General features: G+C 71.1%; 14 protein-coding genes and 1 pseudogene. 6 read left to right on the forward strand and 9 right to left on the reverse strand.

Features of this window, described 5'->3' with window-relative positions; translation table 11 throughout:
- Positions 1 to 134: 134 nt before the first annotated feature.
- Together EFE23_RS29440 and EFE23_RS16545 are read right to left on the reverse strand one after the other, a co-directional pair.
- Positions 135 to 6,632 (reverse strand): NIDO-like domain-containing protein, encoded by a 6,498-nt coding sequence (locus EFE23_RS29440; protein ID WP_305034565.1) that lies wholly within the window; start codon positions 6,630 to 6,632, stop codon positions 135 to 137.
- A 451-nt stretch (positions 6,633 to 7,083) separates the two neighbouring features.
- The gene (locus tag EFE23_RS16545; protein ID WP_123241828.1) at positions 7,084 to 7,842 is read right to left on the reverse strand and encodes a HalD/BesD family halogenase; all 759 of its coding nucleotides are present in this window, start codon (positions 7,840 to 7,842) and stop codon (positions 7,084 to 7,086) included.
- Between the two features lie 403 nt (positions 7,843 to 8,245).
- Between EFE23_RS16545 and EFE23_RS29580 the strand changes: the two are divergent.
- The 6 genes and pseudogenes from EFE23_RS29580 to EFE23_RS16570 form a co-directional block, all read left to right on the forward strand.
- A pseudogene (locus tag EFE23_RS29580) lies at positions 8,246 to 8,401 on the forward strand (MbtH family NRPS accessory protein); the annotation flags it as partial.
- Between the two features lie 78 nt (positions 8,402 to 8,479).
- Positions 8,480 to 10,135, forward strand: coding sequence for a non-ribosomal peptide synthetase (locus tag EFE23_RS16550; protein WP_233601020.1), 1,656 nt, complete (start codon positions 8,480 to 8,482; stop codon positions 10,133 to 10,135).
- Entirely contained in the window at positions 10,132 to 11,211 is a 1,080-nt protein-coding gene (locus EFE23_RS16555) for an aromatic ring-hydroxylating oxygenase subunit alpha (RefSeq protein ID WP_123241830.1), read from the forward strand. The genes EFE23_RS16550 and EFE23_RS16555 overlap by 4 nt, the downstream gene beginning before the upstream one ends.
- 609 nt (positions 11,212 to 11,820) lie before the next feature.
- Entirely contained in the window at positions 11,821 to 12,846 is a 1,026-nt protein-coding gene (locus tag EFE23_RS16560) for a class I SAM-dependent methyltransferase (protein WP_158675873.1), read from the forward strand.
- Positions 12,843 to 13,856: an ornithine carbamoyltransferase gene (gene argF, locus EFE23_RS16565; protein WP_123241832.1), complete on the forward strand. Its 1,014-nt coding sequence runs from the start codon at positions 12,843 to 12,845 to the stop codon at positions 13,854 to 13,856. Before EFE23_RS16560 ends, argF begins: the two co-directional genes overlap by 4 nt.
- Positions 13,856 to 15,097, forward strand: coding sequence for an ATP-grasp domain-containing protein (locus EFE23_RS16570; RefSeq protein WP_123241833.1), 1,242 nt, complete (start codon positions 13,856 to 13,858; stop codon positions 15,095 to 15,097). Before argF ends, EFE23_RS16570 begins: the two co-directional genes overlap by 1 nt.
- Here EFE23_RS16570 and EFE23_RS16575 read toward each other — a convergent pair.
- The 7 genes from EFE23_RS16575 to EFE23_RS16600 form a co-directional block, all read right to left on the reverse strand.
- On the reverse strand, positions 15,079 to 16,320 hold the full coding sequence (locus EFE23_RS16575; RefSeq protein WP_123241834.1) for an MFS transporter: 1,242 nt from the start codon (positions 16,318 to 16,320) through the stop codon (positions 15,079 to 15,081). The genes EFE23_RS16570 and EFE23_RS16575 overlap by 19 nt on opposite strands.
- 196 nt (positions 16,321 to 16,516) lie before the next feature.
- Positions 16,517 to 19,669, reverse strand: coding sequence for an AfsR/SARP family transcriptional regulator (locus EFE23_RS16580; RefSeq protein WP_123241835.1), 3,153 nt, complete (start codon positions 19,667 to 19,669; stop codon positions 16,517 to 16,519).
- A 441-nt stretch (positions 19,670 to 20,110) separates the two neighbouring features.
- Entirely contained in the window at positions 20,111 to 20,959 is an 849-nt protein-coding gene (locus EFE23_RS16585) for a carbon-nitrogen hydrolase family protein (protein ID WP_158675874.1), read from the reverse strand.
- A complete protein-coding gene (locus EFE23_RS28200; RefSeq protein ID WP_158675875.1) occupies positions 20,952 to 22,271 on the reverse strand; it encodes a hypothetical protein in 1,320 nt (439 codons plus the stop codon). The genes EFE23_RS16585 and EFE23_RS28200 overlap by 8 nt, the downstream gene beginning before the upstream one ends.
- Positions 22,271 to 23,317: a HesA/MoeB/ThiF family protein gene (locus EFE23_RS16590; protein ID WP_123241837.1), complete on the reverse strand. Its 1,047-nt coding sequence runs from the start codon at positions 23,315 to 23,317 to the stop codon at positions 22,271 to 22,273. Before EFE23_RS16590 ends, EFE23_RS28200 begins: the two co-directional genes overlap by 1 nt.
- Positions 23,318 to 23,577: 260 nt before the next feature.
- Positions 23,578 to 24,351, reverse strand: a complete 774-nt coding sequence (locus EFE23_RS16595) for an SDR family oxidoreductase (protein WP_123241838.1) — start codon at positions 24,349 to 24,351, stop codon at positions 23,578 to 23,580.
- 37 nt (positions 24,352 to 24,388) lie between these two features.
- A complete protein-coding gene (locus tag EFE23_RS16600) occupies positions 24,389 to 25,864 on the reverse strand; it encodes a PqqD family protein (protein ID WP_123241839.1) in 1,476 nt (491 codons plus the stop codon).
- Positions 25,865 to 25,879 lie beyond the last annotated feature (15 nt).

Consider the following 25,879-nt stretch of genomic DNA (forward strand, 5'->3'; position numbering starts at 1 on the left):
CGTTACCGAGAGCATTCGATCGTGTCGGATCTGTCTCACCTGCGACTCCTGGAGTCCTTCAATGCTGGATGAGGCGAAGAGGTGACGGTGGAAGCCGCAGCAACGCCACGGCTCCCACCATCGTCAAGCAGCCGTCACGGGGTGGGCGGGTTGAACCGCAGCCCCAGGCCCGGCCGGAGCACCGGCTGGCGGTACGTGTACTGGATCGCGGAGGTGCCGTCGGCGTTCTCGACGCCGATGGTGGCGCCGCCGCCTCGCTCCAGGAACGTGCCGTCGTTGTCGGTGTAGGCGTAGCTCCAGCCGCCGGCCTCGTCGAGGATCACCTGGAAGGTCACCCGGGTCAGCGGGTCCTCGTACGAGTGCACGTTGCGCCACTCGATGACGAACTGCCGGTTGGGTGCGGTCCCGCGGACCGCGGTACGGACACTGGCGTTGCTGTCCACCACCCAGTCGTGCCAGAACGGGTAGAGGGCGGCGTTCGGCTCCTCGGGACTGTCGGGCGACGGGATCGGCCACGCGTCCGGCGAGGGTTCACCGGGGTCGACGAAGCTGAGCACGCCGTTGACGTCCACGTAGCCGGTGCTGTAGGTCTGCCCGTACAGGGTGACCGGGAAGGGCAGCGCCACCGAGGTGTAGGCGTCGTCGCCGGACAGCGACAACACGGTGGCGTCCGCCGGGGTGTACGGCACCGCCTGCTCGGCCAGCGTGTAACCGCCACCGGCCGCCGTGGCACCGAGGGCGTAGTCCGCCGCCGCCTGGGTGTTCGTCCCCACCGTGACCTGCCGTACGTCGGAGCCCTTGCAGGTGCCGCTGGTCACGGTGGTGATCGCCGCCCAGGTGCCGGCCGGCACGGCGTCGACCCGGTAGGTGCCGTCCGCGGCCGTCGTCGCCGTCCTGTCGGCGACCGTCACGGTCGCCCCCGCCACCGCGGCGCCCTGGCAGGTGACCGTGCCGGCCACGCTGCCCTGCCCGGGCGGGTTGGGCTTGAAGGTCACACCCTGCCCGCTGGCCAGCCACTTCTCCCGGAAGAGGTACTGGAAGGCGATCGAGCCGTCGGCGTTCTCGATGCCCACGGTGCCCTCGCCGCCGCGCTCGATCGGCTTGGTCGGGTCGATGCCGGTGTAGGCGAGGGTAATGTCGCCGCCCTCGTTGAAGATCACCTCGAAGGTGGCCCGGGTGCTGGTGTCGCCGTAGATGTGGACGTTGCGCCACTCGACGACCCACTGCCGGTTCGGTGCCGTACCGCTGATCTTCGTGGCGATCAGCGCCTGCGAGTCGACCACCCAGTCGTCCCACAGGGCGTAGACCGCCGCGTTCGGGGAGCCCTCCGCCGCTGGCGACGGGAGGGCGCCCGGCCAGGACCCGATCCAGCCGAAGTACGCCGGGTCCTTGAAGCTGATCAGGCCGTTGGCGCTGATCCAGGCCGAGGTGTACTGCTCGCCGTACAGCTTGACCGGGAAGGGCGGGTTCTTCTGCCACACCGTCTCGTCGCCGCTCCAGCCCTCGGTGACGTCACCGGGGATGAAGGTCTGCGCGCCGGTGGTGCACTTGTAGCCGAACTCGTCGCCGTCGACCATCACGGACAGGTCCACGCTCTTGGTCCCGCCCGCGTAGTTGACGGTCTCCTTGGCGGACTGGCCGACGCACCGGTTGTCCCCGGTCGCCGCGGCCACCTGGTACTCGCCCACCGGCACGCCGGTGAACTGGTAGCTGCCGTCCGCGCCGGTGGTGGTGCTCCGGTTGCCGGGGTTCAGGGTGACCGTCGCCCCGGCGTACGGCTCGCCGGTGACCGCGGTGGTGAGCACACCCTTGACGGTGCCCGCCGGGGCCGGCGTGTACGTGATGGAGCTGTTGCCGGTGAGCACCGCCTCCTGGAAGGAGTAGAGCGCCGCCACCGTGCCGGAGCCGTTCTCCAAGCCGACGGTCGCGCCGGCGCCCTGCTGGGTCGGGGTCGACATCGCGCCGTAGTGGTACGCGATCCGGCCGTCCTCGTGGAAGATCACCTCGAAGGTGAGCCGCTCGGCGCTGGTCGGGCGGAACCCGACGTTGCGCCACTCCACCACGAAGTAGCGGTTCGGCGCGGTGCCGAACGTCTGGGTCCGGACACTGGCCGACGAGTCCACCTGGAAGTCGTCCCAGAACGGGGCCACCACGGCGTTGGGCGGCTCCGCGGTCGGCATCGTCGGGTTGGCCCAGGCGTCGACCGCGCCGGAGACGCTGCCGAAGCTGACCAGGCCGTTCGTGTGCACGAAGCCGGACGTGTACGACTGGCCGTGGAACTGCACCGGGAACGGCAGGGTCACCGTGGTGGCCGCGTCGTCGCCGGTCAGGGCGAGCACGTTCGCGGCCGCCACGAACCCGGACGGGCCGGTGGTGCAGGCGTAGCCGAGGCCGCCGTAGTCCGGGCCGAGCTTCAGGTCCCGCACGGTGTCCGCGGCGAGTTCCACCTGGCTGCGCGCGACCACGCCGCACCGGCCGGCGAGCTTCGCCGAGACGTCGTAGCTGTCGGCCACCAGACCGGTGAAGCTGTACGCACCGGTGCCGCTCGTGGTGGCGGTCAGGCCACCCGGGTCGAGCGAGACCGTGGCGCCGCTGACCGGGTTGCCGGCCGCGTCCGTCAGCGTGCCGGAGAGGTTGTGCGTCTCCAGCCCACCGGCGACGTCCGGGCGGACGAAGGTGATGGCCTTGCCGCTGGCCAGCACCGGCTCGTCCACGGAGTAGGACAGGCCGTCCTCACCCGCGGCCGCCTCGATGCCGACGATCGCGTTGTCGCCCTTCTCGGCGGCGTTGTCGAGCTGGTCGTAGTTGGTGGTCACGGTGCCGTCCGGCGCGAGGATCGCCTCGAAGGTCAGGCGCTGGGTCGCGTCGGCCTTCCGGTAGACGTTGCGCCACTCGACGATGAACCGCTGGCCGGAGCCGGTGCCGGTGGTGCCGGTGCGGACGCTCGCCGACCCGTCGACCACCAGGTCGTCCCAGAACGGGGCGACGACGGCGTTCGGGTCCGCCGGCGCGGGCAGCTGACCACCGCCGGTGTACGGGTGCGAGCCGGCCGGGTCGGTGAACGACAGCAGACCGTTGGTGTCGACCCAGGCGCTGCGGTACGCCCCGCCGTAGAACGGGAAGGCGAACGGCAGTTGCACGGTGGTGACGGCGTCGTCACCGGTGAGCGCCAGCGCCGTGCTGGCCGCGGTGAAGGCCGCGGTCTGCTCGGCGCAGGTGGTGCCCAGGTCGTCCCCGACCGCGATCAGGAAGATGTCGAACACGAAGCCCTGGCCGTCGATCTCCACCTGCTGGCTGAGCACCAGGCCGCACCGGCCGCCGTAGGTGACGGTGACGGTGTACGTGCCGGGCGGGAAGTTCGCCAGCGAGTAGCTGCCGTCGGCGGCGGAGGTGGCCTGGTAGCCGCCGGGTTGGAGCTGGACGAGCGCGCCGGCCTGCGGCATGAAGTTCGGGTCCCAGACCGTGCCGGACATGCTGGCCGCCGGCGACACGGTGAACTGGTTCTGGGCCATCGGGCCGACCCGGTTGCCGTCGTCCACCGCGACCGCGTACACCGGACGCTGGCCGGTGGTGTTCCCCACGGGGACGGTGACGGTGGCCGTGCCGCCCGCGCTGGTGGCGTTGACGGTGCTGCCGAGGCCGGTGCCGTCGAGGCTGTACTTGAACTTGGTGATGTTGGTGTCGCCGCCCGCGTCGAACTTGACGGTCAGCTGACCGCCGGCCGTGACACCGGCGCCGTTCGGGAAGGTGATCTTCGGCTGCAACGGCAGGGCGAGCTTCGCCAGGTTGGCCTGGGTCTCGATGAAGTTGTAGAACCGCAGGTCGTCGACGGCGCCGGTGAAGAAGCTGTCGTTGCCGCCGTTCCACTTGCGCCGGCCGACGGCGAACTCCGAGGTGGCGTTGAAGCCGCCGGAGAGGGTCGCCGTGGCGGTCTGCGCGACCCCGTTGACGTAGAGGGTCATCTTCTTGGTCGCGGCGTCGTAGACACCGGCGAGGTGGGTCCACTTGCCGGCCGTCGGCGCGGCGTCGGACAGCACGCTGTACAGGCCGGCGTTGTCGGTGTCGGCGGCCGCCATGGTGAACCGCCAGCGCTGGTTGCTGCCGGCGTAGCCGAGGTGGTACGCGGACATCCGCGTCCCGCTCGCGCTGACCACGGTCTGCACGCCGGTGCCCGCCGTCGAGCTGAGCTTGACCCAGGCCGCGACGGTGAAGCTGGTGTCCGTCCGGACCGGGGTGGAGACGCCGGTGTCGGGGTGCGGGGTGTTGAGGGTGCCGGTCCTGGTGGCGGCCGCGGTGCCGGGCAGCGACAGGGCTGTCCCGACGCCGGAGCGGCCGGCCACCCGGGTGACCCCGGTGCCGAGCGTCAGGGCGTTCCCGTGGCCCGAATCATCGGTGGCGGTGGTGCCCGTCTCCTCGAATCGCCACTCCGCCGCGGGCCCTGAGCCCGCCTTGACGCTGAAGGTGTAGAGGAACGAGCTTGAGAAGCGGCCCGCGTGGTCCTTGGACCAGACGTAGAGGTTGTTCACCCCGTCGTGCAGCGGCGCGATGGTGAATGACGCCCCGTAGTCGGTGGTGCGGGCGGGCACCGTCTTCGCTGCGGTCAGCACGCCGGAGTCCAGGCTGTACGCGTACTCCCGGACCTCGTTCGCCTTGCTGGTCGGCGGGAGCACGTCGAAGGTGCCGGAGAGGCCCACGCCGCCGCGCGGGATGGTGTCATCCGGGTAGTTGGTCGAGGTGACGTCGGCCGGCGGGTTCGGGTTCGAGGTGTCCACGGTGAATTCGCAGGTGCCCGACCAGGCCCCGTTGTGGGTGCCGTCCCAGGTGCGGGCCTGCCACACGTAGGTGGCGCCGTCGGTGAGCTTGTCGGCCGGGATCGCCTTCGACACGACGGACGGGTTGCCGGCTGCCTGCGAGACCTTGTTCGTCTCGTTCCGGCTGCCGCCCAGCGGCCACCAGTAGAAGTACGTGGTCAGCGACTGCTGCGAGGTGTCCGGGTCGGACTGCTTCGCGGCCAGGATCGGCGTGGCGCTCAGCACGTATGGCCGCGAGGTGCCGGTCGCGCACACCTTGCCGTCGGACTTGCGGTCGGTGGGGGCGTTCGGGTCGCTGTTGTAGGTGATGGCGAGCTTCGGCGAGGAGTGGTTGAACCGCTTCCACTGGTCCTTGGTGCCCTCGTCGATGGCGCGCAGGCCGACGGTGAGAGTGGACCAGCCGCTCGCCGCCGCCTTGGCGACCATCGAGGTGACGTTGAACTCGATCGTGCCGGTGCCGAGGCAGCCGTGGATGGCGCCGTACTTGCGGTTGCCCAGGGTCTGCGACGTGTAGGTGCTGTACCAGGTCGGCTGGTTGTTCCAGGTGGTGCTTGAGGAGATCGCCCCGGTCATCCAGAGCTTCGCGTTCGACTTGGGGCTGCAGGTCCAGGACCAGCGCTGCTCCACCCGGAACTGGGCGCTGAGGATGTGCTTGCCCCGGACGTTGGAGGTGTTCATCCGGAACAGCGAGCGGATGATGTGGTCGGCGCATCCGGAGCAGTCCTCCGTGCGGCCGGAACCGGCCGAGCCCTTCGTCGATCCGTTGGTCAGCGCCGACGAGTTCTGCCAGAACGAGCTGGACTTGTACTTGCTCCAGACCGAGGTCCAGGCGTTGCCGGAGATGCCGCCGGTCCACGACGGGTCGATGTAGATGGGCAGCTTCGTGCCCTCGTCGGCCAGCATCTTCCGGTCCGGGACGAGGGTCATGGTCGCGCCGTCGACGCGTACCGGCATGACGGCCCGGCGCGCGCTCTCCGGCACCGCCTTCTTGTCGGGAGCCGGCTCACCGGCCCGGGCCGCCGCGGCGGCGGCCTCGGCGGCGGTGGGCTTGCGCCGCGGCGCGGACGACGCCTGGGTCTTGCCCTTGCCCTTGGCCTGGCCGGTGGTCGCCGGGCCGTCGGCGTCGGCGGAGTCCCACATCAGCGGTGCCGGGGCGGCGAAGACGGTACCGCCCTTGGCGTCCCGGGCGGCGAGGCCACCACCGGCGGCGGTCGACACGGTCAGGCCCTTGGTGCTGACGCCGAACTTCAGCGACGCCAGCTTGGGGTTGGCGGCCGCGGCACGGGTCCGGACGATCAGCACCTGGGAGAAGCCGAGCGGCTGGGCGGTGACCTGGAGGTCGACGTCCGGCACGACGTCACGGTAGGTGGCGGTGGCGCCCTTCAGTACCGGCGCGGGCAGCGTGCCGGGCCAGGTCAGCGCCAGCTCCCGGGAGCCGTCGCGCAGCCGCACGAACGGACCGTCGCCCTTGGCGGAGAACACGATCGGCAGGACGGTGGCCCGCGGCACGATGCCCTCGGACGTCGCCTTCAGCGTGGTGTCGACCGGAGCCCAGGAGTCACCCTTGCGCACCCGGGTCGGTTCGATCGTCTGCTCCAGCGTCTCGGAGCCGTCGACGTTGAGGAACGTCTGCGACCACTCCGTACGCGCCGAGAGCAACTCCACTCGGCGGTTGCAGACCGCCAGCATGCGGCGGGCCGCCGCCGCGTCGGGTTGCTCGTCGATACACGCGCCCTTCGGCGGAGCCGGCGCGGCGGCGGCCGCGTTGGCCGGCACCGCGAGCAGACTCGCCGCGACGGTCGCGGTGACCGCGCCCGTCATCCAACCTCGGAAAAGACCTCTGCGCGTTCTGGACACGCGCGCAGGCAACGGCCATGCAGCCACCAGCGACCCCCGTGATCACGTTTGACAGTACGCCAGACGATAGAAATGGACGAGCACCGATGTAAATAGGCGTCACATCCTGCGAGCACGAACCGGACATTGTCGTCCGCATGCCACGGTTTGGTGACGCAGGGTTCCGGCATCCGGTCGATCGGTGCAACGGCCCCGACCGGCCGCCGCAGCGGCCCACGGAACGGTTCCGGCCTGGTGGAGAACCACCAGGCCGGAACCACTGTCACGGGCCGCCGCCAGGGACTCGAACCCCGACGCCGACGGCGATCAGCGTGCGGTATCGCCTGGCTCGGAGCCGGTCCGGCCGGGCGCGGGCACGTAGCCACGCGATCGGGATCGTGGGGGGTAGGGCGGCGTTCAGGCAATCCGGCACGGCCTACGTGAACATCGCCTCCATGGTTTCGTGAGTAGCCGCCTTGCGCGTTCCCTGCTCGTCGGACCAACAGGTGTTGAGGATGATCCTCGTCTTGTCCTCGGTCAATTCGATGGTCCGGTGCAAGGTGGTGTCGGAGCGCAGGAAATACAGGTCGCCCGAGACGTGCGGATAGGTGCTGATCGGGTATTTGGCAAGATGCTCGTGCAGCTTCGGGTCGGCCTTGTTCCAGTCGGTGTGCGGAATGCACTGCAGGGAGCCGCCGAATTCCATGGCCGGGGCTTCGATGATCCAGATCAGCGTGAAACTGAAGTCACCCCAATGCCATCCGTGCGTGTCGCCGCGCTTCTCCTGCCGGATGATCACATACTTTTCCTCGTCCCAGGGACACGGCACCACGGGCTCCCGGGCGAGCACCGAGAGGAAGCCGGTGAGCGAGGTCGAGTCGTAGACGGCCGGGATGAGCGTGCTGTCCTTGGCGATGGCCACCTGGCTCACCGTGCTCATCTTCCGCGGGGTCTCCCCGGTCTCCTTCATGAGGATGTCGATGCGCCGCGAGTGCAGGTCGAGCAGGCGGAAGACCTCGGCTTTGACCTCGGCCTTCAGGTCCTCGGGGATCAGCTCGCGCAGCTTGACGTACCCGTTGCGGCGGAACTGCTGGGACAGCTGGCGCACCTGCCAGTCATCGGTGAAGACCGTGTCCAGATGCTGCTTGATGCGGAGGTCGATGGCGGCGGGGTCGACCGTTGTCCGATCACTCATGGTTCACCTCGAGGTTGGCATGGAGAGCCGGCAAGCGCCCGGCGCGTACGCGAACGCGCGGAGCAGGCCCCGGCCCCTGCACGGATGGGACGAGACGGCACCGAGCCGTGAACCTTTCCCGGAGGCTGTGACGGAAGGGTCCCAACAAGGGTCGGTCACCGAAAGCCGAACAGCAGCGGGAGGCGCCGTCATACCGTTCGGAAACGTTGCCGGTCATCGTGGACCGGCGCGGTACGGCGAGTATGGCACAGCGACCATCCCGGGTACAGGCATTGACTCGCACAATTTTCCGTGATAGTCCATTGGCACCTGACCGGATCTGCGGTTCGCCATCCGCCGCGCAGTCCCGAAACCACACCGTCGGTGCACCGCGCCGGCCCTTCACGGGGACTTTGCCAAACAAATGAAACCCGGAATCTTCGACGATCTCGAACAAGAATTCAAGATCGTCAAACACGACGACGGACATATTTCGATATGGCCGGCCGACCGGCCGCCACCCGCGGGCTGGCAGGCCACCGGCCGACCCGCACCGCGGCAGGAATGCCTGACCTCGATCGCCGCGTCAGCGACCCTCGAACGGGACGCGCCCACCTCGGATCCGCCGCGGCCGGCGGGTCCGGACCCCCTGATCGAGATGATCCTGGCGGCAGCGGCGGGCCGCGACCGCCACACCGCCGTGATCGACGCGGCCGGACTCCGGCTGAGCTACGCAGACCTCGTCGACCTCGCCGGACGATACGCCGCCGACCTGGGCGAACGAGGCGTCGGCCGGGGCGACCTGGTCGGCGTGGTCGCCGAACGGTCGGTGACGACCGTCGCGCAGATCCTCGGCGTGCTGTACGCGGGCGCGGCGTACGTCCCGCTCGACCCCGAGGCGCCGCCGGGCCGCCGGGCGCTGATCGCCGAGCGTGCCGTCCTCAGCCTGACGCTGACCGGGGCCAACCCCGTTGCCGACCGGCCCGCCGACAACCCCTCCGGGTCGGCCGACAGCCCGGCCTACGTGCTGTTCACCTCCGGGAGCACGGGCCGCCCCAAGGGCGTCGTGGTGGAACGACGATCCGTGGTCACGTTCGTCCGCGACGCGGTACGTCGCTTCGGCATCCGCGGCGACGACCGGTTCCTCCAGTTCGCCTCGTACGGGTTCGACACGTCGGTGTTCGAGACCTTCGCCGCACTGTCGGCCGGCGCCACGCTGGTGGTGGCCGGCGAGGAGCAACGCGCCGACCCGCACGCGCTGGCCGCGTACCTGCGGCAGGAGGGCGTGACGCTGGCCGACCTGCCGCCCAGCGTGCTGGAACTGATCTCCCCGGCGGACGTGCCCGGTCTGCGCCGGGTCTTCTCCGGCGGCGAGCCCTGCTCCGGCGCCCTGGCGACCGCCTGGGCCGACGCCGGGGTGACGCTGACGGTCTTCTACGGGCCGACCGAGGGCACGGTCGCGGCCACGGCCTGCGAGAACGACCGGCCCCGGGACACCCCGGTGCCGCTCGGCGGACCGATCGCCGGGGCCGGCGTGCGACTGCTCGATGCCGAACTGAAGCCGGTACTCCCCGGTGACATCGGCGAGATACACCTGTCCGGTCCGGGCCTGGCCCGCGGCTACCTGGACGATCCGGTGGCGACGGCGCTCGCCTTCGTCCCCGATCCCGCCGGCGACGGCCGCCTCTACCGCACCGGCGACCTCGCCCGCGTCGACGCCGACGGCGAACTCGTCTTCATGGGGCGGCGCGACCGTCAGATCAAGATCGGCGGGGTCCGGGTGGAGCCGGGCGAGGTGGAGGCCGCGCTGTGCCGGCACGTCGGCGCACGCCAAGCGGTGGTCGATCACGTGCGGCAGGACGGCCGAAACCGGCTGGTCGCCTTCATCGTCCCGGGCACGATGACGAGCGCCGGCCAGGCCCGCGCCGTACTGGCCGAGCATCTCCCGTCGGCGTTCGTTCCCGAGGAGATCGTGGTGGTCGACGCGCTGCCCAGGACCGTCAACGACAAGATCGACCGAGCCGCGCTGGCCGCGTCGCTCCCGGTCCACCGCGAGCCGCCGCACGAGGAGGGCGATCTCTCGCCGCTGGAGCAGCGGGTCGCGGCCGACATCTTCCGGCCGCACCTCGGTCGTACGCCGACCGACCCGGACTCGAACTTCTTCGCGCTCGGCGGGAACAGTCTGCAGGCGGTCAAGCTGTTGGCCGCGGTCTCGTCCAGCTACGGCGTGCGGCTCGCGGTGCGCGACTTCCTGGCTGATCCGACCGTCCGCGGCATCGCGCGGGCCATCAGTGCCAGCGGAGGACGAGGATGACGACCGTCGACCGCCCCGCCGAGGTGACGACGCCGCCCGACGACGCGTACGGGCTGCCGGCGCGGTACTACACCGATCCGGCCATCTTCCGGCTCGAGCGGGAGCGCGTGTTCGGCCGCGAATGGGTTCCGGTCGCCCGCGTCGACGAAGTGGAGCACGCCGGTGACTTCGTCACGTACACCCTCGCCGGTGAACCGCTGGTCGTCGTCCGCGGCGATGACGGGCTGCTGCGCGCCTTCAGCAACGTGTGTCGGCACCGCGGCATGGTCCTGATGGCCGGTCGGGGCAGTTGCTCGGCCCTGCAGTGCCGGTATCACCTGTGGACGTACGGCACCGACGGCCGGCTCCGGCAGGCGCCGCACATGGGCGGCAGCGGGTTCGACCGCAGGGCGGTGTCGCTACCGAGCTTCCCGGTGCAGGTCTGGCAGGGGTGGGTGTTCACCTGCCTCGATCCGACGGCTGAGCCCTTCACCGAACGCCTCGCCGGCCTTCGGGGACGGTTCGCACCGTACGACCTGAGCCGCTACCGGGTGGTGGCGCGCCTCCCGTGCGACGCTCCGTGGAACTGGAAGCTGCAGGTCGAGAACTACGCCGAGTCGTACCACCACGCCGGCACCCACCCCGGCACGCTGGAGCCGATCTTCCCGGCGCGCTACTCGATCCCGGCGGAGCACCACGACGACGACTGGTTCTTCATCGACCACCGGCCGTCCCTACCCGAGCTCGGCGGTCTGCTGGTGGGCGGCGCCCCTCCCCTCCTGTTGTTCTCCATCGACCAGCTCGCGGCCGTGTGGTTCCGGCTGCAGGTCGACGCCGTGGATCACAACCAGTTGGAGATCTACGTGCTGGAGAACCCGGACGCGCCGCTGGCCCCGCAGGCCCTCGATTCACTGCTGGCGTCGATCACCGCGATCAACGACGAGGACTGCGAGGTGCTGCGCGCCACGCAGGCCGGCATGTCGAGCCGCGTCTACCAGCCCGGCAGGCTCAGTCACCTCGAGCGCGGCGTGGCACAGTTCCATCGCTGGCTGGCTGCCCGGCTCGACATCGGCGCCGATCCGCACGGGGCCGGCTGAACCGGGCCCGGCCATGCCGGGCCGGCTCGACATCCTCGGCACGGTGACGTACCGCTGCTGATGCTGCTGCCGTCCGCCGGCGGTGTTCGTTCCTTCCCCTCCGGCCGACCCGCGTTCGCGCCCCGGATCGAGGTCGGCCACGTCGATCCCCCGGCCGGCACCGGCGCGTCGGCGAGCGCCGACGACGTGCCCCAGGCGGTGCGGAGACCGGTGGGTGCCGGTGTGTCGATGCTCGCCGGATGCCGGTTCGGACACCGCGTGGGCGCCCTCCTGGCGACGGCGTGGACGGCGGCTCGCGGGGGCGGTCCTCGGCGGGGCCTCGAATCGTCCATCCGCCGGCATCGAGCGCCGGCCGTCCCCCGGCCCGCCTCGACGAACCGCGGGACCGGCACAAGGATTCAACAAGGTCGACAACCGAACGTTGCTCGTGGCGATTCACGGGGAGCCGGCGAGGCGGTCGCTTCCCCGTGGTCCCGCGCGACACCCACCCACATCCCGACGGGGCCGGGAGCTGTGCCTGGCCCTCCTGCACCGGAAACACTCGCCGGACGGGGCGACAACGGAGCCGCCCCGTGGCGGGACACCCCTCTCCAGAAAGTTCCCTGGAGCATGACCGTATCGCCGACCCACGAACCTCAAGAGTGGCTGTCCCGGGCCGCCGCGGACCTCGCCGCCACCGCCGCGCTGTTGCTGATCGGCGAGCGACTCGGTCTCGTCGAGCACCTGGTGCCCGGCGGCGACGTCGAACCCGACGGGCTGGCCGCGATGACGGATCTGCCGGTTCCGGCCGTGTGCCGGTACTTCGAGGCGCTCCGAGCGGCGGACCTGGTCGAACCCGCCGAAGGTCGAGCTGGGCGGTTCCGGGTGACGCCGGCCCTTGCCGAGATCCGTCATCGTGTCGGCTATCTCGCCTGGGCCGTCTTCGCCAACTACGAGTACCTCGCGAACGCCCGCGAGTTTCTCACCGATCCGGACACCGCCGGGGCTCGCCACCGGCGCGATCCGGCGATGGTGCTGACCAGCTCGCGGTGGATGGATTCGCTCGCCGCGCACCCGACGATGCGCGCGGCGGTCGTCGACGCCAGGCCCAGCCGGGTCGTGGACCTCGGCGGCGGCTGCCCCGGACTGCTCGTGTCGATCCTGCAGGCACTGCCGGACGCCGTCGGCATCGGCCTCGAGGAGTCGGCCGAGTTGCTGGCCGCCGGCGCCCGCGAGGCGACAGCCGCCGGCGTCGCGGATCGCATCTCCATGGTCGAGGCGCCGTTCGGTGAGCTGCCGGCCGACGCCTGCGGCAACGCCGATGTGATCACCGCCAACTTCGTCTTCCACGACCTGCTGCCCGAGGACGAGGCGGTGGTCGACCGGTCGCTGGCACGGGCGCGGGCCCGGCTGCGGCCGGGCGGTCTGCTCGTCATGGCCGAGGTCGTGCCCTACCGCGACGACGAGGCCGACCGGCGGTTCAGCGCGATCGTCACCTACACGCACCTGGAGTTCATGCGCCGCCGGCTGATCGGGCCGGCGGAGTGGCAGGCCAAGCTCAGGGCGGCCGGATTCGTCGGGGTACGGACGGCGCCCCTCGGCTACCCGGCCGGCCAGCTGTTTCTCGCCCACGCACCGGAAGGATCACGGCGTTGAGCATCGATCTCCGAGGTCGCAGCTTCCTCAAGGAACTCGACTACACCCGCGAGGAACTGCTTCACCTGGTCTCCCTGGCGGCTGAGCTGAAGAAGGCGCGCCGGGCGGGCACCGAGGTGCCGCGCCTCACCGGACGGAACATCGCCCTGATCTTCGAACGCGCCTCGACCCGGACGCGGTGCTCGTTCGAGGTCGCCGCGCACCACCAGGGCGCACATGTGACCTATCTGGAGCCGGCCACCACCCACATCGGCTCCAAGGAGTCGATCCGGGACACCGCGCGGGTGCTGGGCCGGATGTTCGACGGCATCGGGTTCCGCGGCAATTCACACGAGACGGTGGAGACGCTGAGCCGGCATTCCGGAATCCCGGTGTGGAACGGACTGACCCGGGACTGGCACCCCACCCAGATGCTCGCCGACGTGCTCACCATGGTCGAGCACTTCGGAAAGCCGGCCGACGCGCTCAGCTTCGCCTTCCTCGGGGCGGCCGACAGCAACCTCGGCAACTCGTACGCCGTGATCGGCGCGCTGCTCGGCATGGATGTGCGCATCGTCGGGCCCCGGTCCCTGTGGCCGGACGAGAACGCGGTGGTCAAGCCGGCCACCGAACTGGCCCGGCTCAGTGGCGCGACCCTGACCCTCACCGAGGACGTGGCGGCCGGCGTCCGGGGCGCCGACGTGCTGCTGACCGACGTCTGGGCTTCGATGGGAGACCCGTGGGAGCTGTGGGCCGAGCGGATCGACCTGCTCATGCCGTACCAGGTGAACGCCGCCGCGATGGCCGCGACCGGCAATCCGGACGTCCGTTTCATGCATTGCCTGCCGGCGTTCCACGACGGTGAGACCAGCTTCGGCGAGACCGTACGGGCGCGGACCGGCCACACCGAGCTCGAGGTGACCAGCGAGGTGTTCGAGTCGGCGGCGTCTCTGGTGTTCGACCAGGCCGAGAACCGGCTGCACACCATCAAGGCGGTCATGGTGGCGACGCTCGCGGGCCCGGCGGACTGATGGTCATCGCGATCGTGGACGGCCACGCCACCGGCCGGCTGCTGGTGGAGCGGCTGCGCCGGGAGGGCCGGCGCTGTGTGCACGTCAGGTCGGTGCCGGATCTGCCGCAGTTCTTCGTGCGCGGTTTCCGGCCGGACGACTACGAGGCCGACCTGACGTACGACGGCGACCTCGGCGAGCTGGCGGCCCGGCTCAAGGACTTCGGGGTGGCACAGGTGCTCGCCGGGATGGAGTCCGGGGTCGTGCTCACCGACCAGCTCAACAATGTGCTGGGCACGCCGGGAAACCAGATCGAGACGACGCACGCCCGCCGGGACAAGTCGGCGATGGCCGCCGTGGTGCGTGCCGCGGGTCTGGCCGTTCCGAGGGGGCGGACCTTCGTCTCCGTCGACGACGCGGTGGACTGGTACCGCACGTCGCGGCTCGGTGCGGCCGTCGTCAAGCCGGTGCAGAGCGGGGGCACGGACAACGTGCGGTTCTGCGGCACGGCGGAGGAGGTCCGGGCGGCGTGCGGCGAGGTGTTCCGCGCCCGGAACATCTTCGGGGAGCCGAACACCGGCGTGCTGGTGCAGGAGCGGGTGCACGGCGACGAGTACTACGTCAACACCGTCTCGCGGCACGGCACGCACCGCGTCGCCGAGATGTGGCGATACACCAAGCGGATGGGGTCGGCCGGCGCGCCGATCTACGACTACGACGAGCCGGTCGACCAGGCCACGCCCGCCGCCGCCGCGATTCGCTCCTACGTCGGTGACGTGCTGACCGCGCTCGGCATCGTCAACGGGCCCGCCCACACCGAGCTGATCCTGGCCGGCTCGCAGCCCGTGCTGATCGAGACGGGCGCGCGGCTCGGCGGCGGCACCAATCCCGCCCTGGTCGAGCGGATCGGCGGCATGTCGCAGACGGCTCTGCTGGTGACGACCCTGACCGACGCGGCGGCGTTCCGCGCATTCGACGACCGCTCGGGGAGGTGGAGCCAGCACCTGCGCCACGTGGAGCTGATCAACCGGCACGGTGGCGTGGTCCGGTCGCTGGCCTGGGCGGATCGGATCCGGGCACTGCCCACGGTCGCCGACCTCGTGACCACCGTGACACCCGGCAGCCGCCTGGCGGAGACGAACGATCTCACGTCCTCGCCCGGTTACCTCTATCTCGCCTCCGCCGACGCGTCGGCGCTGCTCGACGACTATGCCCGCATCCGGGCCTGGGAAGAGGAGCCGTTCTACACGGCCGCCGATTGAACGATCGCCGCTTCGGCGTGCCGGCGTGGTACCAGCCGGCCGGCGGCGAACAGCGCCACGACCAGGACAGCGGCGTAGCCCGCCCAGCCGGCCGCACCGTGCGCGACGACGAGCGCCATCGCCATGGGTCCGACGATGCCCATCACCCCGAAGCACAGGTCGAACGCGGCCAGGTACTCGTCCTTGCGCGCCGGCGGCGCCAGCTCGTACGAGAGGGTCCACCACGACGGCGACTCCAACATCTCGCCGACCGTCAACGCCACCGCGCTGAACACGAGCAGGGCCACGCTCAGCCAGGCCGGGGTCGACGCCGTCAGCGCTATGAGGCCGGCCATGGCCACGAACCCGGCCGTGCTGATCCGCAGGGCGCGCAGCGCCCGTGGCACCGCGGTGATCCGGGCCGCGATGGCGTGCTGGAAGAGGATCACGAGCACGGTGTTGACCATGACGACCACCGCCACCGTCCACCTCGGGATGTCCGGATGCTTCACCACCCAGAGCGGCAGACCGACGTCGAGCACGGCGAGGCTGCTGGTGAAGACCGTCGCCGTCGCGATGAGCCCCAGATAGCGCCCGTTGGTCAGCACGGACCAGTCGAGGCGCTCCGGCTGCGGCGGCCGGGTCCGTGGCGACAGCCGCGCCACCAGACCGGCGCTGGCGACCAGGGCGAGGGCCTCAGCGATGACGGCCCCCCGCAGCGCGGTGTTCGAACCCGCGGCGAGCAGGAGCGCGCCGGATCCGCCGGCGATCAGATAGCCGATGTTCCGCAACGCCCGCACCGTGCCCAGCACCGCCGCACGGCGTTCCTCGCCGAGCACGGCCACGGTCAGGCTCTGGTTGAGGCCGCCGCTGCCGGCACGGGCCGCACCGGCGACACCCACCGCCAGCAGCAGCGGCAGCAGCCCGTGCGCGAACGCCACCACCGCGTACGCGGCCGCCCCGACCAGCTTGGTGACGACGACGTACCGGTGCACGCCGAACCGCCCGGCAAGCGCGCCGTTCGGGACGGCGGCGAGCAGCTCGCAGGCGCCGGCGACGGCGAGGACGGCCGGGAGCTGAGCGGCGCTGAGGCCGGCCGCGAACATGGCGTAGAACGGCAGGCAGACGGCGACCAGGCCGGCGCCGAGCGCGTCGATCAGCGCGTTGAGCCCTAGTGCGCGGGTGGGACCCCCGGTGGCGATCGCGTCCCACCAGCCGACACCCGTCAGCAACCGCCGGAGCAAGCATCCCCCTCAGGATCGGCCGGCCCGCCGCCGGGCCCGCCGCCGGCGCTGACCACGATCGACAGTGGAGGGTCGGCGCCGGGTCTCAGTTGGCAAGAGCCGATCCTGCGCGGTCGCGAACCCGGTGTCTTGTACGAATTTGAGCTGCCGGGGCCGGGTGCCGCGCGGGCGGTGACCCAACGGCGTCGCGGGTCGGTCAGGGCAGCTCCGCGGGGTCGCCGACCGGTGGCCGGCCGCCGACGCCCGCCCCCGCCGCGCGGTCGCGTCGCTGACGGGGCACCAGCACCGCGGGCCTGGGCCGCCGGGCGGCCTCCAGTGCGGCGGCGGCGCGCCGCTCCAGGCTGCGATAGCCGGCTCGGCGGGTCATCTCCAGTGCACGGCTCGCCCGCTCGGCGGCCTCGGCGCGGCGATCGGTGCGGACGAGCAGCACCGCCGATCCGATCAGGGCCTCCGCTTCCGGGCGCAGCGACCCGGCCTGCTCAGCGCTGAGCCGCGCCTGCTCGAAGTGGGCGAACGCCGCCCGCTCGTCGCCCTGCAGGGCGTGCGCCTGCCCCATCGCGTTGTGGGCGTCGGCCGCGATCTGCCGGTCGTCGAGTTCCCTGCTCAGCTCGAGTGCCCTGGCTGCGGAGTCGAGGGCGGCCTGACCCTCGCCGCACTCGACCCGTACCCGGCTCAGCTCGATCAGGGCGGTCGCCTCGCCGTAGCGGTCGCCGATGCCCCGGTGGATCTCCAGGCCATCGTTGATCAGGCTGGTGGCGGTGGCCAGGTGGCCCAGCTCCCGGCGGACCGCGCCCAGCGCGGTCAACACGCTCGCCTGCCCGGTCGGCGACTTCAACATGCGATAGCGGACCAGCGCGGCGGCGAGGTAGTCGATCGCTTCCGGAAGCTTGCCCATGCGCCGGTACGTGTCGCCGAGGTTGTTGAGGTTGACCGCGATGCCGGCGAGGCTGTTGTTGGCCTCGTTGGCGTGCAACGCCTGCGTGAAGTGCGCGACAGCCGCGTCCAGCTCGCTGAGGTCGCTGTAGACGATGCCCAGATTGCAGAGCGCCGCCGTGTGCCCCTCCGACCAGCCGGCCTGCTCGCTCAGGGCCAGGGCCTGCCGCAGGTGGGTGATGGACTTGGCGTAGCGGGTGATGCTGTGGCACGCCTGCGCGAGGCTGTGATGCGCCGCCGCCTGCCCGATCGCGCTGTCCTCGGCGCACGCCGCGGCCAGGCCCGCCTCGGCGATCGTGAACCAGTCGTGCATGTACTGGCGTAGCGCGAGATATCCGCGCAGCGTGTCGGCGAGCAGCCAGATCAACGGGCGTACCTCGCTGTCGGTGACCACCTTGGCGAGCGCCACGAGGTTGGGCCGCTCGTTGTCGAGCCAGCCCAGCGCCGCTTGGTGATCGTCGAGCGGGATGACCGGCACGCCGGGTGGTGGATCGGGGAGCCGCAGCCGGAACATCTGCGGGTACAACTGACGGGCGGCGGAGTCCGCCGTGTGCAGGTAGTGGGCCAGCAGCCGGCGCAGGGCGGCGTGCCGCATCTCGCTCGTGATCTCGATCTGCGCCTGTCGCCTGGCGTACAGGCGGAGCAGGTCGTGGTAGGTGAACCGGCCCGGACTGCGCTCGTCCAGCAGGTGGGTGCCGACCAACTGCTCGAACAGGAGTTCCGCCGTGGCAACGGTGTCGCCCAGCAGCGCGGCCGCGGCCGGCACGGAGATGTCGTGTCCGGGCGCGACACCGAGTAGGCAGAACATCGTCCGCGCCCGGGCCGGCAGCGCGCGGTACGACAGGTCGAACGCGGCGCCCACCATGCTCCGCTCGTCATCACCTGTCGACAGCAGGTCGAGCCGATCGTCGACGTTCAGCTTGTCGATGTAGTGCTCGACGGACTGCCCGGGCCGGTCCGCGATGGTCGCGGCCGCGATGCGCATGGCGAGCGGCAGGTAGGCGCAGGCGGCGGCCAGCGCCTCGATGGTCTCCGACCTGGTGCTCCTGGCCTGCGTGCCCAGCAGGTGGGTGAACATGGTGGTGGCGTCGTCGGGGGTCAGCACGTCGAGTTGCAGCCGGTACGCCCCGTCCAGGGCCACCAGCCCGCGCAGCCGGTTCCGGCTGGTGACCAGGACCATGCATCCCGGTGTCGCCGGCAGCAGCGGACGGACGTCGCTCACCGCGGCGACGTTGTCGATCACGACGAGCACCCGGCGGTCGGCCAGCAGTGAGCGGTACAGCGCGGAGAGTTCATCGACGTCCAGCGGGATGGTGTGCGCCGGCGCCCCGAGGGCGCGGACGAACTGGGCGAGGGCCTCGGCGGGACGCACCGGCGCCCGATTGGCGTACCCGTACATGTTGATGTAGAGCTGACCGTCCGGGAAGTGGTGGCGGACCCGGTGGGCCCAGTGCGTCGCGAGTGCGGTCTTGCCGACACCGGCCGACCCGGAGATCACCACGCGGACTCCCCCGGGGCCGGCCCGCGTCGCCAACTGGCGGTCGAGCTCCGCCAGCCGGTCGGCGCGTCCGACGAAGACCGCCGCGTCGACCGGCAGCTGCGCCGGCACGGCGGGGGTGGCCGTCCTTGCCGGCGCGCTGGTCCCCAGATCCGGTGGGTGGGTGCCCTGGGTCCGGGACGGGGACCGCAGCATCGCCACGTGCAGCTCGTTCAACTCGGCGCCGGGTTCGACGCCGAGAGCGTCCAGGAGGTGCTGGCGGGTACGGGCGTACCAGTTGATCGCCTCGGCGCCGCGGCCGGTGGCCTGCAGCGCCCGCATCAGCCCCGCGACGATGGGCTCGGCCAGTGGGTTCTCCGTGGCCAGGGCGGTCAGCATGTCGATCACGACCTCGGGGCGGCCGTTGCCCGTCTCCAGCTTCGCCCATTCGGCCGCGGCGGTCAGCCGTTGTTGTCCCCATGTCTCCCGAGTACGGCTCACCCACTCGCCGGAGAGGTCGGCCATGGCGACACCGCGCCACAACGATAAAGCCTGGCCGAACAGGGCCGCCTTCCGTCGCTGGTCAGGTTCGTCCCGCGCCCGTTTGCTGAGGGAAAGAAAATTGCTGACGTCGATGATTTCCGGCGCGGCCTCGAGTATGTATCCCTGCGATGTTCGGTTTATCGACACCGGACTCGAGGTGTCCGCCTTCGTCAACAGTCGACGAATCCGGGAGATGTGCGCGTACAGCGTGTTGCGCACGGCGGAGGGCGGACGTTCCCAGACCCGGTCGACGAGGCTGTCGACCGAGACGACCTGCCCCGCATTGGCCACGAGCACAGCCAGCACGAGCCGCTGCTTGACCGGCCCGAGCACGAGCGGGACGCCATCCACCAGCACTTCCACTGTGCCGAGCAGGCGAAGATCCCAGTCGGCCATCACGCCACCACCCTCCCCGCCCCGCCCCCCGTACGAGCTCGGGTCCGGTGTCGTCGAGTCGGCCGGACCACCGACTTCGAATAGTTGCTGGCCTATGGACACGGCAGGCCCAGTCTGGCCTAACCCTCGATGGAAAACAAGGGAAACACAAGACGTCAGCAGAGTCTTTCGTCCAAGGTGGCCACCTCGACTCAGGTTGCGGCAAGGCAGCCGGCCAGCACAAATATATGTTCCGTTTCAAAAGCTGGGAAACTCATTCCCTCAGGCGGCCGGCTCTGATTTGCTCGGCCGCCCTCGGGAGCTTTGGGACCAAAAGCATAAGTAGCTCGACCCAGCCCAGAATGGCGCCGTTGCGCACGTCGTCCGGTCGGCGCTGCCGCCACGCCGGCCAGGGGACGGGCGCGGCAGGTGGCGGAGGCCGGGCCCCGGCCGCGTCCGCTCTCAGCGTCCGTACGCGGCCGGAACCCGATCCGCCAGGCCCCACGGCTGGGCCGACCGGTAGGCCCGCAACCCACCGAGCGGGACATCGACCACCCCGACGGTCGGCTCGTCGCCGGCACGCCACACCACCATGTCCCGAGACGCGCCGTCCGGGTCGAAGGCGATGCCGTCGCAGACGAGCGACGCTCCCCCCATCGGCGGGTTCGGATAGTTCGCCACCGCGATCGCATACTGGTTCTCGAAGGCCCGGGTGCGCACCTGCGCCTCGCGGTTGCCGCACAGTGGGCCCGCGTTCGGCACCAGCACCACCTCGGCGCCGGCCAGGGCCAGCGCGCGGCCGGCCTCCGGGAAGACCCGGTCGTAGCAGATCATCAGGCCGACCCGCACCGACCCGCCGCCGCGCCGTGGCAGGTGCACCGCGGCCAGCCGGCTGCCCGCGGTGAAGGCACTCTCGCCGGCGAACCGGGCCACATGCACCTTGGTGTAGCGCAGCAGGACCGTACCGTCGACGCCGACGAGCGCCGCGCAGTTGCCCAACGCGTCGCCATCGACCCCGAGGTACGTGGCCACCACTGCGACCCGCAACTCCCGGGCGATCTCGGCGATCCGTGCCAGGAACTCCTCCGCGGCCCGCCGCGCCCCGGCCCGGAAGTCCGACGACCCGGCCTCGGCCAGGGTCGGCAGTCGGTAGCCGATGTTCCACAGCTCGGGCAGGACGACCAGTTCGGCGCCGGAGCCGGCGGCCACCCGGATGTGCCGCTCGGCCTCCTCAGCAGCCGTCGCCGGCCCGGGAGCGGGCTGCTGGACCACGCCGATCCGCAACACCTCGGCCGCTCGCGAATCAACCAACCTCCGCCTCCGATCGCTCCGGCCGGACCTCCCGGACGCGGTGCCGCCGCTCCGAGATCGCCAGGCTGACGGTTTCGGCCAGCACCCCGCCGAACACCGCCAGCGCCGCACAAGCCACCCCGGGCAGTCCGGCCACGATCGTGCCGGCCAACACCGAGACCAGCCCGGCCAGGTGCGTGCCCACGCCGTACGCGAGGAGCCGCGGCCGGCCACCGCCCATCGCCCGGGCTCGCAGATAGCCGCGCACCACCCACCCGGCCGGGATCAGCAGCGTGCACACCGACCAGGTCAGCGCCAGCCGCAGCGGCTCGCCGGTCAGCTGCGAGAAGTGGCGCAGGTACAGGTCGTGCAGGGGGGTGAACAGCACGATCCCGTACGCCACGGTGACCGCGCCGACCAGGACGGCGCCGAGCCGGCGCGGCACGGGATCGGCGGGGTCCCGGCGCAGCGCCGCGGTGCCGACCGTCTCGTAGTCCGCCATCGGGCCGGTGAACAGCGACAGCAGTCCGTAGAGGATCGGCCAGGCGGCCAGCGAGGCCAGCGACGCGGCGGCGTGCGCGATGCCGATCGTGGTGATCAGCTGGGGGACCATGTTCAGCATCCGGGCCGCGGCCATCGGCAGGTGCGCCACGCCGATGGCGACCGCTCCGGCCCGCGGCGCGTCGCCACTGTCGCCACTGGAGTCCTCTGCCGCGCCCACCCGGCGTAACCGTAGGGCCAGCGTGGTCGCCTCGGCGCAGGCGCCCAGGGTCAGCGCGCCGGCGCCCCAGGCCGCGCCGGAGTCCACGAACGGCGCCGTGCACCAGGCGAACGTCGCCGACGCGATCAGGCGGACGCCGGTCGCCACGCCGATGCCGCCGGTGGCGCCCAGTGCGATGAACCGGCCGTGCAGGTAGCGGCGGATGGCCACGACCAGGGAGGCGGGCGCGAGCGCGAGCAGCGCCGCACCCGCGTCCCGGGTGGTGGCGGCGTCCAGACTGAACAGGGCGGCCAGAGCCGGACGGGACAGACCCAGCACGGCGACGACCACCGTCGCCGCGGCGCCGACGGCCAGCGCGTACCGATGGATGCTGCGTCGCGCGTACCGGCCGTCGAGGGTGACCACCAACGGCGCCAGAGCGAGGGCGGGGCCGTTGACCACCACGATGACGGCGACCGCGATGCCGAGCGCCGCGATGGCCCGGTCCGACGATCCGGACCGGGCCACCGCCGCCGCGACGACCGGGATCTCCAGCACCAGCATGCTGGAGCCGAGGCTGGTGGGCAGCCACTGCCACCAGAGCTGGCCGAGGGTGGATGCGCTGCGCGACATCAGGCCGCCGGTCGGTCTCGGCGGTACTGCTCACACACACAGCCGGGCCGGAACTGGTACTCGGTGAAGGTGAAGGTGAGCGTGTCGGTGTTCACGTAGAGACTCTGCCCGCTGGTGCGGGTGGTCGGCTTGGCGCCGGACAGCAGCTGCAGGACCTCGTTGACCGCGATACCGGCGAGCATGGCCACGGTCGATCCGGTCAGCGCGGCGGTCTGCTCGTGCCGCAGGATGTCGAAGCCGTAGATCCCGGCGCACTCCCAGCACGGCGTCACGCCGGGCAGCATGGTGGGGCCGACCCGGGCGCCCTTGTCGGTCGCCCCGATCGAGGTCAGCGGCGTCCCGGTACGCAGGCTGGCCAGGTTCGACCAGGTGGCGGCGAACTCCCGTGGCCGGTCGAAGGCGTGCAGGAAGAAGTCGGCGCCGTCGATCAGCTCGGCCAGGTCGTCCGCGGAGCGGATGGTGCGGTCGTGCGCGGTGAACGTGGTCAGCGAGTTCTGCAGGGGCAGGTGGCGGCGCAGCGACTCCAGCTTGTGCAGGCCGACGTCCGCCTCGTCCAGGGTGGCGTGGGTGGGCAGGTTGTCGACCGCGAACGTGTCGAAGTCGACCGCCTCGAGGTGGCCCACGCCGGCGGCGTTGAGCAGGCGGAGCAGGGTCGTGCCACCGGCGCCGGTGCCGACGACCACGACGCGGGCATCCCGGATGCGCTGCTGGCCCTCGAAGCCGGACCACCCCGGCCGGTCGAAAAGCCGAAGATAGTTGATCTGGCGGCTCCAGCGATCGGCGATGTCGGCCGGCAAACCGGCGGTGCCCTCGACGTCGTCGAGGACACCGACCCCGGCGAGGCCGCGCAGCCAGTCGTCGGTGTCCGGATACTTCGCCCGCAGCTGCTCTACGCTGCTGGTCCCGTCGAGGCCGACCACGAAGTCGACCATCTCCGGCGTCGGGTCGGCGATCCGGACCTTGTCCGGGCCGACACCGATGAAGAGGTGCTTCTCGTCCTGCCGGTGGTAGACCCGCAGGAACGGTTTGAGGCGTGGATTGCTCACGGTCTCCTCCGCGTGTGCTGCATGCCGTCGGTGGTCGCCCTTGGGTTGGTGGGGGCCTTGCGGCCCCCACCGGGCACGATCAGATCTGGTTCCCGTGCCACTCCTTGACGAGGCCCTCCTCGTACACGCGCTCGATGATCATTTGGTCACCTCCCTTCATCAGCGACAGACTCCCGGGCGGGAGTCCGACGTCGTGGCGGCCGGAACAAGGCCGCGATGCGGTCCTCGTTCCGCCCTCGGTGTGCCCCACCCGGACCGGCCTACAGGCTGCGGACGAGCCCGCCGTCGCACCGCAGCGCGGTCCCGGTGATGTATGAGGCCGGCACTCCGCAGAGGAACGCGGCGGCCGCCGCGAACTCCGCCGGACGGCCGTACCGGCGGGCCGGGATGGTGGCGATGGAGAGGTCCCTCACCTCGGCGACGGTGCGTCCGCTCCGGTGCGCGTTGGCCGCGTCGACCGCCGCCGTCCGTTCGGTCTCGATGCGACCCGGCAGGAGCATGTTCACCGTGACGCCGTCGGCGGCCACCTCGGCGGCCAGCGTCTTGAGGTAACCGGCCAGCGCCGCGCGGCCCAGGTTCGACAGCGCGAGGTTCGGCAACGGCGCCGCGACCCCGCTGGAGCCCACGGCGAGGATCCGGCCCCAGCGCCGCTGCCGCATGACCGGCAGCGCGTGCGACACCAACCTGATGTGCTGCCGCACCAGCGCGTCGAGCGCCGCGTCGACCGCGGCGACATCGGCGTCCGCCGCCGAGCCCGGCCGGGGACCCGGCCCGTTGAGCACCAGAATGTCCGGCGCCGAGAACGCCGCCACCGTCGCCTCGAACAGCTTCGCCGGCCCGTCGTCGGCGAGGAGATCGACGCCGACTCCGACGGCGCCAGGCAGCGCCGCGGCGATCTGCTTCGCGAGTGCCTCCCGGCGACCGCAGATCACCGTACGCGCGCCCTCGGCGGCCAACTGCTCGGCTATCGCCCGGCCGAGACCGCCGGTCGACGCACAGACCAGAGCCGTCCGTCCGGCAAGACCGAGGTCCATCCATCCTCCTGAAACACTCCGCGACCCGGGCCGCCGGTCAGCGGCCGGCGACCCGGTCCACCATCTCGTCGCCCTCGGCGTTGCGCTTCACCGTGATCACCTTCTGATGCGGGTCGGTGGTCATGACGCGCTGCAGAACCCGTGCCTGATCGGAGACGTCCGTACGGGGCGACCACAGCGCTCCGTCGTGCAGGACCCGCAGGTCGTTCACGCTCAGGCCGCTGATGCGCTCCAGCCGCGCCGCGAGGGTGCGGTTGTCGGAGCCGGCCAGCAGGGCCCGGATCCGGTCCTCGTCCATCAGCAGGTCCGGGTGCTCGCTGGCCAGGAACTCGTGCAGGTGGACCGCGCCCCCGGCGAACGGCGAATACACCATGCAGACCAGTTGCGTGGTGGTGAGCCCGAACGCGTCCTCGGCGTACTCGGTCGCCGTTCTGCGCGTCCGCGCGAGGCCCTCCTCGGTCTCGTACCGCAGGCGCATCTCCTCGACCAGGTGCTCCGGGAAGTTCTTGCGCCGCATCAACTCCAGCGCGAAGTCCACGTACTGGCCCACGCCCTCGCGGTAGGAGCGCTGGTACACCCGCTCGGTCCGCAGCCCGCGCAGGTGGGCCATCAGCAGGGGATTCGCGCAGTCGGATTCGGTGAAGTTGAAGGCGACCTCGTCGAACACGAAGTTCAGGAAGTCCGAGAGCAGACGCCAGTGCGCGCCCGAGGCGTAGCTCGTGTAGTCGTAGATCGAGAAGAACTGCAGGGTGGCCGGGACGTCCGAGGTCACCCCGCGCTCCTGGATCCGGTCGACGTCGTCGGCGCCGTGGATCTCACGGAAGTAGGCGATGGCGAGCCCGTTGAGCGTCTCCAGGGTGCCCTTGAAACCCTTCCGGCTGTCCGCCGGCTTCACCCCGGCCTCCCGGGACAGCTTGCGGATCCACAGCGCGTAGTCACGCTGCTCCTGCGGAGAGTCGCCGGTGATGATCAGGTCGACGCCGTCGCCGTGGCGGGCCGCGACGCCGAAGGAGTTGGCCACGTTCAGGTTGCAGGCGTTGCAGAAGGTGGCGCGACCGTCGCCGTAGCTGCGGTGGCCGGACATGAGCATGTCGGTCCGATTGAACTCGATCAGCCGGTGCGGCATCGGGCGGTCCCGCTCGAACGGGCGGACCTGCTGGCCCTCCACCAGCAACAGCTCGACCCGGGAGTCGTCGTAGAGGCCCAGCGCCTGGTACGTCCGATCGATGTTCAGCATCACCTGGTACGGCATGCCGCCGTGCCGCATGGTCACCACGCGCAGCTGGAAGGTGTCGCCGTACCGTTCCGCGAGCGCGAGGTGCACGGCCCGCACGAACGCCACCGCGTAGGCACTGTCCTTACCGCCGCCGTAGGCCACCATGACGGTGTTCCGCCCCAGGTCGTCCTGGTACGGCAGGGACTCGTACAGGCGCGTGGCGCATTCCTCGACCGCCGGAACGTCCCGCTCCGGTAGGGCCTTTCGTAGGTCCGCCAGGACCCTCTTGCGCAGCATGGAGTGCCTCCCTGA

It is taken from the genome of Micromonospora solifontis (genome assembly GCF_003725545.1).
Lineage (GTDB): Bacteria > Actinomycetota > Actinomycetes > Mycobacteriales > Micromonosporaceae > Micromonospora > Micromonospora solifontis.